This is a genomic window from Paenibacillus plantiphilus (assembly GCF_927798095.1).
Lineage (GTDB): Bacteria > Bacillota > Bacilli > Paenibacillales > Paenibacillaceae > Paenibacillus_Z > Paenibacillus_Z plantiphilus.
Genome location: NZ_CAKMMF010000005.1, coordinates 135,631 through 152,007 on the forward strand (window position 1 = coordinate 135,631; position 16,377 = coordinate 152,007).

General features: G+C 44.1%; 18 protein-coding genes. 15 read left to right on the top strand and 3 right to left on the bottom strand.

Annotated elements, in window-relative coordinates; all coding sequences use genetic code 11:
- The first annotated feature begins 47 nt into the window (after positions 1-47).
- The 5 genes from L6H65_RS05970 to L6H65_RS05990 all read left to right on the top strand — a co-directional run bounded on the left by L6H65_RS05970 (position 48) and on the right by L6H65_RS05990 (position 5,379).
- Positions 48-1,217 (top strand): acyltransferase family protein, encoded by a 1,170-nt coding sequence (locus tag L6H65_RS05970; protein WP_236339586.1) that lies wholly within the window; start codon positions 48-50, stop codon positions 1,215-1,217.
- Between the two features lie 55 nt (positions 1,218-1,272).
- Positions 1,273-2,553, top strand: a complete 1,281-nt coding sequence (locus tag L6H65_RS05975) for a serine hydrolase domain-containing protein (protein ID WP_236339587.1) — start codon at positions 1,273-1,275, stop codon at positions 2,551-2,553.
- A gap of 287 nt (positions 2,554-2,840) precedes the next feature.
- Entirely contained in the window at positions 2,841-3,620 is a 780-nt protein-coding gene (locus L6H65_RS05980) for a class I SAM-dependent methyltransferase (protein WP_236339588.1), read from the top strand.
- Between the two features lie 721 nt (positions 3,621-4,341).
- Positions 4,342-4,779, top strand: a complete 438-nt coding sequence (locus tag L6H65_RS05985; protein ID WP_236339589.1) for a GNAT family N-acetyltransferase — start codon at positions 4,342-4,344, stop codon at positions 4,777-4,779.
- A gap of 138 nt (positions 4,780-4,917) precedes the next feature.
- Positions 4,918-5,379, top strand: a complete 462-nt coding sequence (locus L6H65_RS05990; RefSeq protein ID WP_236339590.1) for a GNAT family N-acetyltransferase — start codon at positions 4,918-4,920, stop codon at positions 5,377-5,379.
- Here L6H65_RS05990 and tnpA read toward each other — a convergent pair.
- Positions 5,329-5,595: an IS66 family insertion sequence element accessory protein TnpA gene (tnpA, locus tag L6H65_RS26890; protein ID WP_443093980.1), complete on the bottom strand. Its 267-nt coding sequence runs from the start codon at positions 5,593-5,595 to the stop codon at positions 5,329-5,331. The genes L6H65_RS05990 and tnpA overlap by 51 nt on opposite strands.
- A 182-nt stretch (positions 5,596-5,777) precedes the next feature.
- On the opposite strand from tnpA, the gene L6H65_RS05995 reads away from it, so the two are divergent.
- The 4 genes from L6H65_RS05995 to L6H65_RS06010 all read left to right on the top strand — a co-directional run bounded on the left by L6H65_RS05995 (position 5,778) and on the right by L6H65_RS06010 (position 8,545).
- On the top strand, positions 5,778-6,284 hold the full coding sequence (locus tag L6H65_RS05995; protein ID WP_236339591.1) for a MerR family transcriptional regulator: 507 nt from the start codon (positions 5,778-5,780) through the stop codon (positions 6,282-6,284).
- A complete protein-coding gene (locus L6H65_RS06000) occupies positions 6,281-6,724 on the top strand; it encodes an SRPBCC family protein (RefSeq protein WP_236339592.1) in 444 nt (147 codons plus the stop codon). The genes L6H65_RS05995 and L6H65_RS06000 overlap by 4 nt, the downstream gene beginning before the upstream one ends.
- 2 nt (positions 6,725-6,726) lie before the next feature.
- Positions 6,727-7,173 (top strand): SRPBCC family protein, encoded by a 447-nt coding sequence (locus L6H65_RS06005; RefSeq protein WP_236339593.1) that lies wholly within the window; start codon positions 6,727-6,729, stop codon positions 7,171-7,173.
- Positions 7,174-7,507: 334 nt separating this feature from the next.
- Positions 7,508-8,545 carry a hypothetical protein gene (locus L6H65_RS06010; RefSeq protein ID WP_236339594.1) on the top strand — a complete coding sequence of 346 codons (1,038 nt, stop codon included), beginning with the start codon at positions 7,508-7,510 and terminating at the stop codon, positions 8,543-8,545.
- Positions 8,546-8,550: 5 nt separating this feature from the next.
- Here the strand turns inward: L6H65_RS06010 and L6H65_RS06015 are convergent, their stop codons facing one another.
- Positions 8,551-9,078 carry an alpha/beta fold hydrolase gene (locus L6H65_RS06015; protein WP_371877667.1) on the bottom strand — a complete coding sequence of 176 codons (528 nt, stop codon included), beginning with the start codon at positions 9,076-9,078 and terminating at the stop codon, positions 8,551-8,553.
- A gap of 215 nt (positions 9,079-9,293) precedes the next feature.
- Entirely contained in the window at positions 9,294-10,214 is a 921-nt protein-coding gene (locus L6H65_RS06020) for a PadR family transcriptional regulator (RefSeq protein WP_236339596.1), read from the bottom strand.
- Between the two features lie 292 nt (positions 10,215-10,506).
- Between L6H65_RS06020 and L6H65_RS06025 the strand changes: the two genes are divergently transcribed.
- From L6H65_RS06025 to L6H65_RS06050, 6 genes are all read left to right on the top strand, one after another.
- Positions 10,507-11,667: a YhgE/Pip domain-containing protein gene (locus L6H65_RS06025; RefSeq protein ID WP_236339597.1), complete on the top strand. Its 1,161-nt coding sequence runs from the start codon at positions 10,507-10,509 to the stop codon at positions 11,665-11,667.
- A gap of 49 nt (positions 11,668-11,716) precedes the next feature.
- Positions 11,717-12,877, top strand: coding sequence for a YhgE/Pip domain-containing protein (locus L6H65_RS06030; protein WP_236339598.1), 1,161 nt, complete (start codon positions 11,717-11,719; stop codon positions 12,875-12,877).
- A gap of 73 nt (positions 12,878-12,950) precedes the next feature.
- Positions 12,951-13,496, top strand: a complete 546-nt coding sequence (locus tag L6H65_RS06035) for a PadR family transcriptional regulator (protein WP_236339599.1) — start codon at positions 12,951-12,953, stop codon at positions 13,494-13,496.
- Between the two features lie 34 nt (positions 13,497-13,530).
- Positions 13,531-14,304, top strand: coding sequence for a helix-turn-helix domain-containing protein (locus L6H65_RS06040; protein ID WP_236339600.1), 774 nt, complete (start codon positions 13,531-13,533; stop codon positions 14,302-14,304).
- 68 nt (positions 14,305-14,372) lie between these two features.
- A complete protein-coding gene (locus L6H65_RS06045) occupies positions 14,373-14,771 on the top strand; it encodes a DUF1398 family protein (protein WP_236339601.1) in 399 nt (132 codons plus the stop codon).
- 211 nt (positions 14,772-14,982) lie between these two features.
- On the top strand, positions 14,983-16,356 hold the full coding sequence (locus L6H65_RS06050; RefSeq protein WP_236339602.1) for a hypothetical protein: 1,374 nt from the start codon (positions 14,983-14,985) through the stop codon (positions 16,354-16,356).
- Positions 16,357-16,377 lie beyond the last annotated feature (21 nt).

Genomic DNA, 16,377 nt, shown 5'->3' on the forward strand with positions numbered 1-16,377 from the left:
TATTACTTGGAAGCTTGATTTATCATTGAGGAAGCAGGTGCAACCAGTTGAATACTAGGCTTTTTTTTCTGGATAGTCTTAAAGTGGCACTCATATGTTTAGTCGTTGCGCATCATGCGGGACAACCCTATGGGGGTTCTGACGGTTTTTGGTACTTTCAGAGCCATCAGGAAGCGATTAACCTGGGGACCTTCTTTTCTATTAATAGTGCTTTTTTTATGAGTCTGTTCTTCTTCATTTCCGCTTATTTCGTCCCCTCCTCCTTCGATAAGAAGGGACCTGCTCTATTTATTAAGGAACGATTAAAAAGGCTAGGTCTCCCGCTGCTTTTAGGTTTCTTCATTTTAATTCCGGTGTTAATGTACGCTTTTTATATAAACTTTAGAGGGTATGAGAGCATTTCATTTTACAATTACTATACGAATATTTACTTAGGATTGGGTGTACAGCCGGAAGGCTGGACAGGGCCCTCTTGGCCCGATCTGCAGTTTGCGCATTTGTGGTTTATTGAGCACCTGCTAGTTTATGCTGTCCTATACAGCGTAATTCGACTGTTGTGGAAAAAACGCCCATTAGAAAGGCTTGTGAAACAGCTGCCAAGTACAGGCGCGGTGGTTCTGTTTGGTGTTTTGGTGGCCTTGGCGACATTTGCTATCAGAATTCTGCATCCGATTGACGAGTGGACCGGTTTTCTCGGATTCATACAAACCGAATTTGCTCATGTTCCTCAGTATGCCGCTTTTTTCATAGCAGGAATACTGGCTTACAGGAACAACTGGTTACATTCATTAAGCCATGCCGTAGGCATCACATGGTTGGCGGTCGGGGTTGCGCTGATGGTGTTCCGGTATGCGGGGTGGGTGCCTTTCCTTTCGAAGGGTGGGTTTAATGGGGCTTCTTTGGGTTACTCTTTCTATGAAACATTTCTTTGCTTAGGCTTAAGTATCGGTTTACTATATGCCTTTCGTGAGCTTGGGAACCGAACGAATTGGATGACGAGTATGTTAGCAAGGAATGCATTTACGGTGTATGTTCTGCATGTTCCGATAGTGGTTTGCTTACAATACGTATTGGAAAATACGGAGTTGTCGACGATGACGAAATTTTTGGTTGTAGCCACCGGAGGGATCGTATTGAGCTTTTTTGTAAGTCACGGTATTAATCAAATTACAAGAAGATTCGGAACAAAAACGAAGCAAAATGACTTGCCGTCATAAATGGCGCGGTGAACCGTATCGCAAGTAGCGTCATGTTTTGTGAGGGGGAGATCTGGTGCAAGCAATACGATTGAAACTGGAAGCACACATTAACAAATATCTGAGATTGTGGGATTTTTATGGCGTTGTTCAAGTCATGAAAAAAGGCGAAGTGCTTTTTGAAAACGCATATGGCTATGCAAGTATCGAGTTTGGAATTAAAAACAATATAGAATCATGCTTCTCAATCGCTTCAATGTCAAAACAGTTTACTGCCTTTGCGATTATGCTTCTTTGGGAAAAGGAAATGCTGGACATCGATAAGTCTGCACAATTGTATCTCCCTGCTGATATGAAGATTGACGAGTCGATCACTGTACATCATTTATTATCGCATACTTCAGGATTATATAATTTTCATGATTTTGAAAATGATTTTTTTGCTGGATACAACAGAATGGATTATTCGCGAAACGATTTCTTCCAGCGGTACATTAATAAAAAGCCTGCAAAGCCACCGGGCACGGCATACGATTACAATAACTCAAACTATAATTTGCTGGCATGGATGATTGAACATGTTTCAGGAGAGAAGTATGAAGATTATATTCGACACCACATATTTCTGCCCTTGAATATGATGAACAGCGATATTGATGACGGCTGTAAACCTATTAAAAACAGAGCTAGTAATTATGTGAAAGATTTTGATGCAACTATCAAATCTTCGTATTATAACGAGAAATTTAGCATCGGTGCAGGCGCCATCACCTCAACCAGCGGTGATTTGTACAAATGGTATACTTGTTTGCGAGATCGTAAAATGCTGTCGCAAAAAACGTATAGTAGGTTTTTCAACGAGAATATAAACAATTACTGCTATGGACTGGAACATCATCATGTTTACGGCACAGACAGATATTCTCATGATGGAGATCACCTTGGGATAAGCACATATATGCAGAATTATTTCGATGAAGATATTTGTATCATCATTCTTTCAAATAATGAAGCTATCAATCCGTACAGACTGGGTAATGCAATTTCAGATATACTGCATGATGTTGATACAGAGGCTCCAGCAAAACACGAGGAGATTCTCATCAGCGAAAGCAAGCTTAAAGAGTATTATTGCGGAACATACTTAAAAGATAAGATCCAAGTAGAACTTATTAACGGAAAATTATACTTTACGAGATTCTCTGGTAATCTTCATATTGAGATCTACCCGGTAGGTGCAGGGCGATTTGCTCGCAGATATTCTGACCAGATCAATCTGTACAGTATTGCTGAGAATGAAAACGGCAAAATGACGTTTTTCGGGTATGTAAAGGATAGCAAGGTGAAGAAGGGTTAACCTTTGCGGATAGTCCTAAGGCATGCCGTTTCAGCCGGTGCGGTGAACCTTATCACAAGTAGTGGTAAAGCGGAGAGTTGAGATATTGGTGTGTTTAAAACATTTCTGCTATTGCTAATATTTTCCTGGTATAATATATTGGTTTTATCCTACTTAGAAAGTGAGTGATTATGGTGAGAACAATTCAATTCGTTGGAAAAACAGTTATTTTAGAGGTGCGGAAGGGATAACCATTTAAGCTATCTCCTTCCGTGCAAAAAATTAAAACCACGGAGGGTAAATATTATATGTCTTTTAGTTATTACGGTGAACTTTGCACAGAGGTTTATGACCTGACCAAGAAAATAGGGCAGTCCTTTAGTGGGGATATTGAATACTATCAAGAAAGACTTAAACATTGTGAGGGACGAGTCCTAGAAGCAATGGTCGGTTCTGGTCGTGTCACTATTCCGCTTCTTAAATCGGGTCTTCTTGTCGACGGAGTAGACTACTCTTCTGAGATGTTGGATTCATGCCGACAGCGTTGTGAAGTTCATGGCTTTAAACCAAATTTATATCAAGCTGACTTAAAGGAACTTGCATTGCCCAGCAAATATGAAGCGATCATTATTCCTGGCGGTTCATTTTTGTTAATAGAACAACGGTCTGAAGCGAAGGAAGTCTTAAAGCGACTGTACGATCATCTGGAAATAGGCGGGCGTCTTATTCTAGACCTACATTTACCCAGCAATAATTACAACAGTTCCGATAATGGACACTGGGGCGGTTCATCGACATTCCATTTACCAAATGGTGATATTATCACTATGGAAGGAAAGTGTGTCGAAGCTGATTTATTCTTTAATCAATACAGAGTAGACTATATAAAGTATGAAAAGTGGCGTAACGGAAAACTAATCCAAACTGAATTACAACGTTTTGCAAAGCGTTGGTACGGAGTGGAAGAGTTTAAGTTTATTCTAGAAAGTATCGGTTTTACCGACGTAACTGTATCTGCTAATTTTGAGTTCGGGAAGATACCCAGCGATGGGAATCAACAATTCGTTTATGAAGCTACAAGATTATAATTAAGTAATATGTTAATACAAAAGAAGCCACCCACAATTCGGAGTGGCTTCTTATATAATTACGTATATGCGCGTCGTACTTAGATACATTAAGTTGAACCTAACTCAGTAGAATTGCGGAGAGTTGAATTTAGCTTGAAGAACTAGGTCTGAATGGTATAGCTGTAGGATTAACAACCCATAGAAGAAGAAGCTCATCGAGAAACAAAAGAAGCAGGATGCGGACTATTATGAAGAGAAGATTAAAGCTGAGCTTTATAATCGTTTATCCGAGGCTTTGGAATTGGAATTAAATGAGTGCAGACGAGTCATAGTTGAAGCTGACCGCAAGAGCATAAAAAACATCGTCTTCTGGTTTACGGAAGACGATGGGAAAAGTGCGTTCAGTGCTTTACCAAAGCATGAAGAGGGGAGAACCGTATCACAAGTAAGGGCAGCTTTTTTTGCAGAATTCCGTTCTCCGCAATTTATATTTATGGTATAAAATAGGAGTTGGAAAGGAATGAGAACCATGTAGTCCTAATTAGAAATATAGATCCTCGTGCAAGATCTCCACCATCCCTCTTGGGAGGGACAGGGAGTGAAACAAATGAAGTAGGAGGGTCTATATGAATAACAATATCTGGTCCGGCAACAAAATAAGATTGCGCGCAGTTTTACACACCGACTGGGAAATATTCCCAAGAATGATTTTGATTCTGAATGTGCTAGACGTTGCGATGTGATCTATTTTCCAAGGTCAGAAGAAGGTACGAAGAGTTGGGCTGAGCAGCAAGCGTCTAAAGGTCCAAATGGTGATAACATCATGCTCGCAATCGAGACACTTGACGGTGAACTCGTTGGTAGTATTAGTACTCATAGCTGTGATACCCGGCATGGGACTTTCAAATATGGCATAGCAATTTTTCGAGAGCACTGGCGAAATGGATATGCTTCAGAAGCAGTTAAAATCCTTGTAGGCTACTATTTCGAAGAGTTGCGTTACCAGAAAGTAACCGCACATGTCTATGCTTTTAACGAAAGCTCGATTGCACTTCATGAGCGTCTTGGATTCGTTCAAGAGGGAAAACTGAGGAATATGATTTATACCAATGGGCAGCACTTTGATGAATTTGTATATGGATTAACGAAGAGCGAATACGAAAAGTTGAAAAGCTAGGGATTGAACAGAATGGCTGCCATTAATGTGGCAGCCATTTGTTCATTCTTGCAATTTCATTATTACGGGCTATGACAAACAGAGAGAATACAAAAAGAAGGCCGAGCAGCATATAGAACCTAACAAGGAGGCGAACAAATGGTAAATATACGTTTAGCTGCATTGCACGATGTTGATGAACTTGTTCAAATGCGCTGGGATTTCTCGAAAGAGGACTATGGCAATAGTTCGGCCAGTTTCGAAGAGTTTCACCAGATTTGTAGTGAATTTTTGGTTAAGGCAATTGAAGGTGGAGATTGGTACATTTGGGTTGCAGAAGTTGAAAAAAGTATAGTCTCCCATATGTATCTTCAGCTAATACATAAAGTGCCGAGGCCAGGAAAATCCCCGGACCCTTATTTCGGATATGTAACCAATGTCTATACTCGCCCTGAATTCAGAAGTCAAAGTTTCGGATCCAAGATTCACATCGCTATGGAAAAATGGTCAAAAGAAAATAAAGTCGAATTTCTTATTCTTTGGCCGAGTAGTAACAGTGTACAGTTTTATTCAAGAAATGGCTTTTCTCGATGTGAAGAAGCGATGGAAAAGCACTGGTAATTGAAGCAGGGTTACTCTACAAAGAAAGGGCCATCCTAAAACATGCCGGGTACGTAGCCAGTACTTTAACTGATCCTTGGAAACGCGATTCTCGTCGCACCAAGCTGTCATGGTCTGACCGCTAGCCTGATACGCGGCAACGCGAGCGGCCCATTCCCGTAGAGGTTGTTCTTGTTTCCTCATTGGACAACCTCCTGTGAATTGAAGTTGACTCATTTTGGGAGAGGTAAGCAGGCAATAGCAGGCTAGTTTTCAATCTAGTTTCTCTTTAGCCAGCGGAGAGAAATAACCTTCCTAGCCTGGCGTAGCGAATATATTTTTTCACTTGAACCTTACGTAACGTAATGTTTTATAATGGGGTTACCGGTAATGAGCTAGCGACAACGAAGGGATTGACTATGAACAAACTTTGGAAAGTCGGGGACCTTGCCAAGCTGACAGGGCTCACTGTAAGAACGATGCGCTTCTATGATCAGATCGGCTTGTTCTCGCCATCCGGACAGACGGACTCCGGCCACAGGCTGTACAATGCATCCGACTTGGCGCGTCTTCACCAGATTTTAACGCTTAAGGAACTAGGCTTGTCGCTTGATGAGATTAAGCTGGCCTTGGCCGGAAATCAGATCAGCCCGCTGGAGATCGTGTCCTTGCAGAAGGCCCGTGTTAAGGAGCAGATCAAGCAGCAGCAGAAGCTTCTGGAGCAGCTCCATCATGTGTCCAAGCTGATGATAGGGAAAGCGCCCTTAACCGTGAATGATTTTACCAATCTGCTGCAAGCGATGAAGATGGAGTTCGAGAAGCCCGTTATCGAGCGGCGGAGGAGCTGGGAGCACCGTCTGGATGTGCTGGACGACTACCTTGCTACAGAGAATGGAATGCCGAAATCTAAGGAGGAAAATTTATGAACGAACGATTCGTTAACCACGCGACCTTCGTTGTCGAGCGGACTTACGCCGCCTCGCCAGAGCGGGTCTATCAAGCATGGTCCAACCAGGAGGCCAAAGCCAAATGGTTCTCGAAAGCGGATATCTTCGATTTTCAGGTGGGGGGACGCGAGTACAGCAGCGGCGGACCGCCCGAAGGTCCGGTATTTGTATTCGACGCCGTCTATCAGGAGATTGTGCCACAGCGGCGTATTGTGTATACGTACACCCTGGATTCGGGCGACACGCGTATCTCGGTCTCGATTACGACGATTGAACTGATTGAGGTAGAAGGCGGTACGACGTTGATTTTCACCGAGCAGGGAGCGTTCTTCGACGGTCACGATACGCCGGAAGTGCGCGAGCACGGCACGAATGAGCTGCTGGATGCGCTGGGCAAGTCTTTGGCAGGGGAGGTGTAAGGATGGCGGCTATGATGGTTAATAACGAAATTGTAAATACACGCGAGCTCGACGCACCGCAGGAGCTTGTATTCCAAGCATGGACAAACCCGGAGCTGCTGGCTCGATGGTGGGGACCAGAAGGCTTCACGAATACGTTTCACGAGTTCGACTTAAGACCGGGGGGCTCATGGCGATTCATCATGCACGGGCCGGATGGCGTGGACTATCCGAATCACATCATTTTCAACGAGATCGTACCGAGTGAACGGATCGTGCTCGACCATCTGCCCGATCACGAATTTCGATTGACGGCTACCTTTGAAGCTTTGGAAGGCCGCACGAGACTTACATTCCGCCAGCGGTTTAAGAGTGCAGAGGAGTTTGAGCGCATCAAAGCATTTTGCACGAAAGCCAACGAGCAGAATCTCGACCGATTGGAAGCGGTGCTGGCTGGGTTGGCTGTGTAACGAACCTTATCACAACTAATCACAACTAATATTGGACTTGGTGGTTCCTGCAAACGTGCTTCTGGAAGCTGTTTGGGGGCATAGAATGGTGCGGCACATAGAGGGGGACTTTTGCTTGTGAGAAGCAAGTCCCCCTCCGCCGTTTTAGCGGAAGCGGCTGGTTCAAAATTTGGGTTCATCCTCCAGTTGCAGAAGGTATCCTTCGACTTGATCGGGGTGTGTCGCGAGAAGTGCTTCGGCGCGAAAATGCCCCCTCGACAAGGGAGTCTTGACATAAGAACAAACGTTCTGTACTATATGTGGTAAATAAAGTAAATGGAGGGCTGAGGCAAAGATGGGTGAAGATACATACAATAAACATTCTTGGAGCTTGATAGAGGAGCTGCCACAACTTGATCTTGGAGATTCAGATGCATGCATAGGCGAATGGCAAGGAGTCAAAGCGTTGCATATAAAAAAGACAGGAACGCCGGTTTTCATAAACCATGAGGTTCATTGGGAATCTTTCCGTATTCAGGCTTTGGTAGCTATACCTGAAGCGATAGGGTTTATTGGGGTGGTTTTTGGAGCGCGCGATTCGGCTAATTATGAATTAATTTATCTTTCTCCAGTCAGCGGTGAAGGGACTGGGGAAATTCAGTATGATCCAGTAATGAACGGGTCAACCACATGGCAGATTTATAATGGACCAAACTATCTAGCCTATACACCTTATGACGTCGGGGAATGGGTTAAACTTACCATTGATGTGGATAAGCGGTCTGCTAAAGTTTACATTGGTGACGATACCCGTGTTCCTCAACTTTATATCTCAGAGCTTCAGCACGGAGAGAGCAAAGGGGACATTGGGGTTTGGGGTTACTTGCCAGGATACATACGAGATCTATCGATTGAAGAAATGCCGAGTGCTCCACAAACGGTTACGAAGAGAAACAAGGATGAGTTTGTTAATGACTGGCTTGTATCTGAGCCTTATTTCCCTCATTCCGTACCGAATGAACAACAGTGGACAACAGCCTGCACCGAAGAGAATGGAACATTAAATATCAATAGACTCTACACCTCAGAAAAAGATAAATCGGTACAGATAAGAAGCACCATCACCTTGTTAGAGGAAGCAAACGCTACAATTTCGTTCGGTTTTAGTGATGCTTTGCGGCTTTGGTTGAACGATGAGGAAATCTACCAAGGGGTGTGTATGTGGGACCCGCCAGAACATGATGGCCGAATTCACCCAGAGCATATATCGATCCCCGTTACCTGGAGGGCAGGTTCCAATACAATCCGGGCAGAGCTAACCAATAAAGAAACGGTGTTCGGCTGGGGATTTTGTCTCAAGACGGGGCTTCATTCCGGCGAACAACCACAATAGATTTCTTACACCAAGAATTTTAGTATCCTATCTGTTTGGTTGACAATTAGGTGGCCCGTATCAGGCAGCAGCTCGATCCTAGCTCGTTGTGCAAATTGTTTAAGTCGCTTAATACTCTTGCTTGCAGGTATTAATTGATCAGAATCGCCAAAAAGCATTAAAATCGGCATCGTTAATTGATGAAGTGACTGATCACTAAAAAGTGGCATTTTTGCCGTTCGTGGTTTGAAATATTTGAACGTAAGTGATGCGAATGTAAGACCGTCTCCCAATCCGGATAATGATGATGAAGAAATCTTACCACCCACTAATTTGAGTGTTTGTAGCTGACCCCATTTTCCAAGTAGTGAGAAAAAAATTGCTTTCCATAGGAAACTGGCTTTTTCATGTGCAAGCCCTCCGGGACAAAGCAAAACCAATTTATCAACCTTATCCGGATAGGTGGTGGCGAAACTCAATGCCATCCAGCCGCCTAATGACATCGCTACAATTGAACACGTGCTTAATCCAAGTGCATGTATGGTTTCATTCAACCATAGAGCATATGCACCACTTTTGTAGCTTGGTCGGCTTGCCGCTGATAATTTGATCCAGACTCAATGACAAAAGTCGGCCCAAGACTTGTCTCAACTTCGTATTGGTCGTTTTCCACTGGCCAGCTAGCGAGTATTTGTCGGTACTGTCCTAAAACTTCTCGTTTGCCTACTTCTGACTTATATATATTTTCCATTATATCTCGCCTTTCTTTCTATTTCAGAAGCCATTGTTCAGCTTCTTCTTTACTTTCATACAATCTAAAATGATTGCCTTTGTTCGTTTCCATGGCCATTTCTTTAAATCTGCCTTTTTGAATGGTATCCTGAGGAACAATAACAGCGGCCTTTATACCATAGTTTGTAAATTTCTGAATAATGTCGCCAGCTAATTTGGTCTTAAGTTTGAAGAAGTCTTCTGATAAACCTGCGTAGTGTAGCATAAGCGCATTTGTCTCATGTTCCCAGCATAAAGCCACTAGATCAAGTGCATCATTCTCTGTACGTAAAGGTTCAGTAGTAGAAATGAGTTCAATATATTTTTTACTCTCTATTACTCTAATTTGATAGTTCATTTTGTCTTTTTCCTCCACACCTTCATTTTCAAACAACTTCTGACGGGTTTCACGGACCCAATTAAGCTCATTATTATAGGTTGAAATAATGTTTTCTGAAATCATCTCCCATATTAAGCTTTCCCTGGTGCTTCTATTGGGTGAATGAAGAGCACGTCTGTATTTCTCATTCTGCATAATCAATTGCAGTTTGATTTCATTTTCATATTTTGAGAGTACCTCACTTAATTCTTGATTACTTAACAGATCTGACCATGCAAGCTGCACCAAAAATGTTTTTTTTATCTCAGGAGCTTCTGGTGATGACACAAGCCATTTTTTTAGTTCTTTAAGTCCTTCTTCTGTTATGGTATATATTTTTTTTGAAGGAGAGTTATCCTGATGGACTACTGAACTGGTAACAAAACTTTCGTTTTCCATATTCATTAGAGCTTTGTAAATTTGATTATTATTACCGGACCAATACATGAAGGAGGAATCTTCAAAAATCTTTTTTAGTTCATATCCTGTTGAGGACTTCCAACTCAGTATGCCTAATATTGCTAATTGAATGGACATCATTACACCTCGATTATTAATAACATAGGTTAATAGTAACATATGTTATTGTAGTTGTAAATCTAAGCGTGCATGTACGATGGAGGTATTGCCCGCAAGCGTATATCTTCAAGGTGACGCGACAGGAGAGTTCCGTGCGAACGACATTCCTGTCGCGTCTTTTTGTTGTCTGCACGTACAGTAGGCATAGCATTGACAAATGATCATGATTCTAATAATATAAAGCAATTAGATTTACTCTGTACAGAGTAATATAAACAAAGTAAAAAGAGAAACATGGAGGAGTAAGAGCCATATGAAAATTGTTTGGGATTATTTGAAGGACAAATTATTTGTTGGCGGAATAACGATGCTCATTTTTTATCAAATTATTATGATCACTATTTATATGGGCGGCTATAGTGCCATTCCCAAGAATGTGACGGAGCTTACGGTCGCGATCGTAAGTGAGGATGCCGAATATGGGACTGAATTTGCAGACAAGATCAAAGAAGAATTGCCATTTAAGGTGAAGAGCGATCTAACGCTCGACCAGGCCAAGGAAGAGCTTGATGAGCACGATCTATCTATGGTTGTGCATATTCCGGCCGACTTTACCAGCAAGTTATCGAAGCTAGAGGAGCAGGTTCAATTAAATTTTTATATGAACAACGCGACGGCTCAGAGCGTAAGCGGCACGATGCAGACGGTTGCAAACCAGATTGCCAGCGAGGTTAGTCAACAGCTGAAAGTGGAGAATATGCAAGGCATTCTGCAAGGCATGCAAGTACCAGAAGAGCAAGCGAGCTCACTTGCTGAGGGCGCAGTCAACAAAGTGAAGACGAATCTTATTCAATCTAATGTTCCACCTGCAGGTATGCATAACTCGATGGCGCCGATGTTCCTTACAATCGTGTCCTACGTAGGAGCTATGATCTTCTCGATGATGGCGGTAAGCACACTGAATAAATTGAAGAGCAAGCATGGGAAATGGAGGGCCTTCTTTACGTTGCAAGGTCTTAGTATGGGGCTATCACTCATCGGGCCGCTTGTCGGTCTTGGCATCTATTTCGCAATTCAAGGGTACGGGGTTGATGTGTTCTTCAGTATGTGGTTGTCTCATGCGTTGGAAATGTTCGTGGCGATACAAGTGACGAGCGTCATCACGATGCTGTTAGGGCAAGCGGGGATGCTTGTAAATATGCCTTTTCTATTGATTCAAGTTATTGGCTCAGGTGCGATCATGCCTCAAGAAATGCTGTCAGGATTCTTTAAGTTCTTCAGCAGCTTTTCTGTCCTGCATTACAGTGTTGAAACCGATTATAGCTTGCTGTTTGGCGGGGGCAACATTGCAGAAAGTATAAGTATGATGGGTGTAATTGGCGCGGCAGCCTTACTGATCAACATGGTCATTCATAAGCTTAAAGCTGTTTCTAATACGGACAAAGCGGAGATAAAAGTGACAGCAGCAGCGTAGGCTGGGGCCGTAAACGAAAAGAAACAGGGATGAAGGAGACGGAGATTGTATGAGAATAATTCGTGAGTACCTTAAAAGCAAATCAATCATTGGCGGCATAGCGATGACTATTTTCATCCAGGTTGTATTTATTAGCATCTTCATGGCGGGGTTTAAACCTGCTCTAGATAATGTTTCAGAGCTTACAGTCGCTATTATCAATGAGGATACGCAGTACGGAGCAGAGATGGTCGAGAAGCTTGAGGGCCAGCTCCCGTTTAAGATGGTAAGCGACCTCCCGCTTGGGCAGGCTAAGGAGAAGCTTGACGAACGCGAGCTCCATATGATTGTGCATATTCCAGCAGACTTTACGCAGAAGCTGACGCAACAGAACGAGCAAGTAGAGCTTGATTTCTACATTAATCAATCCAATCCACAGATGACAAGCACGACGATGCAAACCGTTGCAACCCAATTTGCAGACGGGATCAAGAATCAACTGGGAACGGAAACGATGAAGGGCATTCTGCAAGGGTTGAATTTGCCGGAGGATCAAGCGGGACAGCAGGCAGAGAACATAACCAATAAAGTGAAATCAAACATCATGAACTCTAATACGCCACCAACGGGAATGCATAACATGATGGCTCCGTTCTTCCTGACGTTGGCAAGTTACGTAGGGGCAATGATATTTACGATGATGGCGGTTGCTCAAATGAAACAAATGAAAATAAAGGTTGGAAAGTGGAAAGCATTTTGGGCGATGCAAGCTGGGAATGCGCTTATTGCCCTCCTTGTTCCGCTTGTCGGTTTAACTATTTATTTCTTATTTCAAGGCTACGGGGCCGATGTGTTTGTTAGTATGTGGTTAACGAATGCCCTGGCGATGTTCGTTGCGATGGGAGTGACCGGCCTCTTCGCGATGCTGCTAGGTCAAGCCGGCGCCTTTATCAACATGCCGCTCATGCTGATCCAGACGGTCTGCAGTGGCTCGGTCATGCCACAGGACATGATGCCTGCGGTATATAAATTCATCAGCCACATCTCTGTAACGTATTATAGCGTCCAATCGGGCTACAGCCTTCTGTTCGGTGGCGGCGTCGCTGCAGAGACCATAGGTATGATGGGTGTTGTCGGTGCGGCAGCCTTACTGATTTCCATGGTCATTAACGGATTTCAATCCTCTGCCAGATCGAATAATGGCAAACAGGAAGTTGAAATAGCGGCCTAGACAAGGGGAAATAAAATGGTCGATAGCATGGGGTTCATGATACGATAATGTTACGCCATTTAGGAGGTTCGCAATGTCACTTCAAATATTCATTCTAGGTTTATTGAGTAAGGAAGACCTTCATCCTTATAGTGTGAAAAAAATGATTAGCAAATATACGAAGGATGTTCTAGAAATTACGGACGGAAACCTGTACTACAATTTTGATTTCTTATATAAAAAAGGTCTCATTCAAAAAGTGCAGGATGTTCATGGAGAAAACCGACCGAGTAAAACGACGTATGGGATAACGGAAGAGGGTCGAAAGGCACTTAAGGAAAATATATATGAAACCTTTAAACATGCGAAATCCATTCAATTGTTGTATTCTTCGTTGTTATTTATTGACCTCGTAGATCGCAGCCGACTTTCCTATATGGTCAATGAAACTATTCTCGAAATAAAGAAAAAAATCGAATGGATTGAAGCTCTTCATAAAGAAGGCAATGAGGACTTGGGCTTGGGTGAGTCTCGTATGGTGGAATTTGCTGATTTTATTGTCATTAATTCTACTAACAGCTTGAAAGCGGAGTTGAATGCATTTGAACGATTGCTGCTGCTTCTCACGAAGCAATTGTAAGTTCGAGTCCTATCGATGAAAGGGGGGCGGGGATGTGATTACATGGCGTTCAAAGCGTTTGGAGCCCTATGTAGAAAAAATCGTATGGTATGGGAATGGCACGGTTGAACCATTCACTGTGTATCCTGATATTTATCATGTCATGGGGTTTCAAGTCATAGGACAAATCGCGCATGTGAGCGATGATCACATCCGGCCTCTGGAGCCCGCAGGATTGACAGGGATTCATCAGAAACCAAAAGTGTTTCAAGCCACTGCTTCTCTTTCATCAGTCCTCATATACTTCAAACCGGAAGCTCTCTATAGATGGAGGCTATGCAGTCCAAGGGAATTAACGGATGCAAGCATTTCTCTAACCGATTTAGGCATGCGCCCGGCAGTTTGGGAGCGGCTTCTGGAATCCCAAGCTACAATGAACCCGGGGGAATTCCTTTGCTTTATCGAAGAGATGATTTGGGATATGTTCAAGGATAATGAAATTGATCACTGGGCGAGCTGGGCCATAAACCGTATATGTGCTTCGAATGGCTCGATACGTGTGGGGCAATTAGCAGAGGAATCTGCGCTAAGCAGAAGACAGTCCGAACGGCGGTTTGTCGAGAGAATTGGGGTTTCACCGAAATCACTAGCGCAAATTGTGAAGTTCCAGCATGTCTTGCGATCTTTGCGGTTTGCAGAGCGGCTCACGCAGCTGGCGTATGATGCGGATTACTATGACCAATCCCACTTTATTAAGGAGTTTCGGAAGAGAAGCGGAACAACTCCCAAACAAATGCAGGGTCTGGAGATGTTTCGGATGACAGAATGAAATGTCGCTTTTCTACAATTGCTTGCATCCTTTCAAGGTTATTATAACGATGAGAGGAGCGATTGCTTATGAATATTGAAGAGGTGCAACGGATCAGCGAGGTGTCCAAACGGGAAAAGTGGCCCTACCCAAGAACGTTTCAGGAATTGCTCGGAGCAGGCGTGATCTCCTATCGGACAAGCATAGCCAGTAACCATACCGTGTATCGTGGAGCAGTTAGCCAGTATGAGGAAACAAATGATGCATCGGTTGTAGAGCTTGAGGTTGCGGAGCTTTATCAAGCGGATGCAGTAAAGAGAGGATTAGCACATCATCAGAGACATCGGACCCCCTTCCCGGATTTTCTTAGAGATATGGCTAATGCGGGTGTGCAGTTTTACGAGGTGAATATGGAGAAGCGTACCATTAACTACACGAGCGGGAAACCCGGGGAATCATATGTAGAGGCTATTCCTGCTGTTGACTAAGCGAGATGGAGCGGGACGCTGGGCAAGCTGAGTCATTCGTAACGGAAATTGTAGGAATTGGGATGGCTCGATGCAGCCGGCTGCCAGTAGGCAGTCGGCTCTTTGCTGTGAAATTACAGCTGCGTAGCGCTATGGGATTGATTTTACTTCCTTTTATTACTATGAGCAGGTTATGATAGGGACTGATAATCTAGGGGGAGCGATTCAACGAATGAAGGACATGCTAAAAATCTTTGCCGCTGTTGTGAGCATCACGTTTCTGCTCGGCAGCTTGACGGGATGCGGGACCATGACAGGAAGCGGCAACTTGGATACCGATTGGAGCAAGAATATGGAGGTCACACAAATCCGTACATTGATCGACGGAGAGCCTCTTGAATCAAGCAAGGCCGTTATGAAAGACGGGAGAAAGCGGTTTGTCCCCCTGCAGGAGGTGCTGGAACAGTTGGGCTTTAAGGTGGAGAGTTCACCGGGGCTGATTGAAGTCATTTATCAGACGCCAATCGGAAAGATAGACTTCACCAGCTCGCAGCCAATGTCCTTCGGTACCACTTATCTACACTTGGATAATGAAGAGGACATTCGTATGGTAGGCGATGTCGCTTACATCGACATGTACCGATTGGAAGGTGTCAGCAGTGCGGAGGTGGTGTGGGATGAAGACGCCTCCACGATCATCATTACATCTGGCGATCCGGATGCCCAGGTAGAACCACCAACGTACGAGGACATAGAGGAGCGGCCCGAGCTGTCAGGAGAAGAGAGTATGAAGGCGAATTACGGCAAATACGGCTCTTCCCCGACGTTGGATGCGTTAAGCGAGTTATACGAGGAGCTTGATCAAGAAGGCTATGATGTTGGGAGCGTTCTGGGGTTTTATCCGGATTATCATCATAGCGGCTATACCGACACACCGCTTGACGTTGTTACATTCGGGTGGAGGGGCATTGACGGGGAACATTACGGGTTTCTTACCGATTTCGGGATGGCTTCCAATCTGGAGGAGGCTCCGATTGTACTGGTAATCCCAACGTACCCTTCCGTAGTTGTGGCCAATAACATCCGGGAGTTCCTCCGCATCGCTATGATAGATTCGAACATGGTATACTTCGAGTATCAAGATGAACAGGACTACCTCGACCAGATGGAGGAGATAGGGGGGGCCTACTTCGAGGGGACGGGAGAGACACGCGCGTACAAGCGCCTTGTTCTGGAACGGCTGGAGGCCAAGCTGCATCCCCCGATCATCCGTGACCCTTACACGTATTCGAAGCAGGTGCGAGCCGAGAGAGAGAACCGAATACTTGTCCCGACACAGGACAAACTGGGCATCGTAAATGTGCATCCTGCAGACCAGGGGCAGCAGCATGAAGGGATTGTGCTTGACGAGGATATCGGCTTGAAGGAGCTGGAGACGTTTTTGAAGAGCGCCACGTATGCGGAGAAGCTGGCGCTCATCCGAGACTATCACTTCAATCTGGAATCTTACTTTTATCATGAGGATGGTATTGATGAGGCGATCATGCGGGAAATGGAGCGCATGGGACTTCATGATGAAATCGCACGAATGAACGCCATTTACTAGTTGGGCAAAGGGTTCGACGAA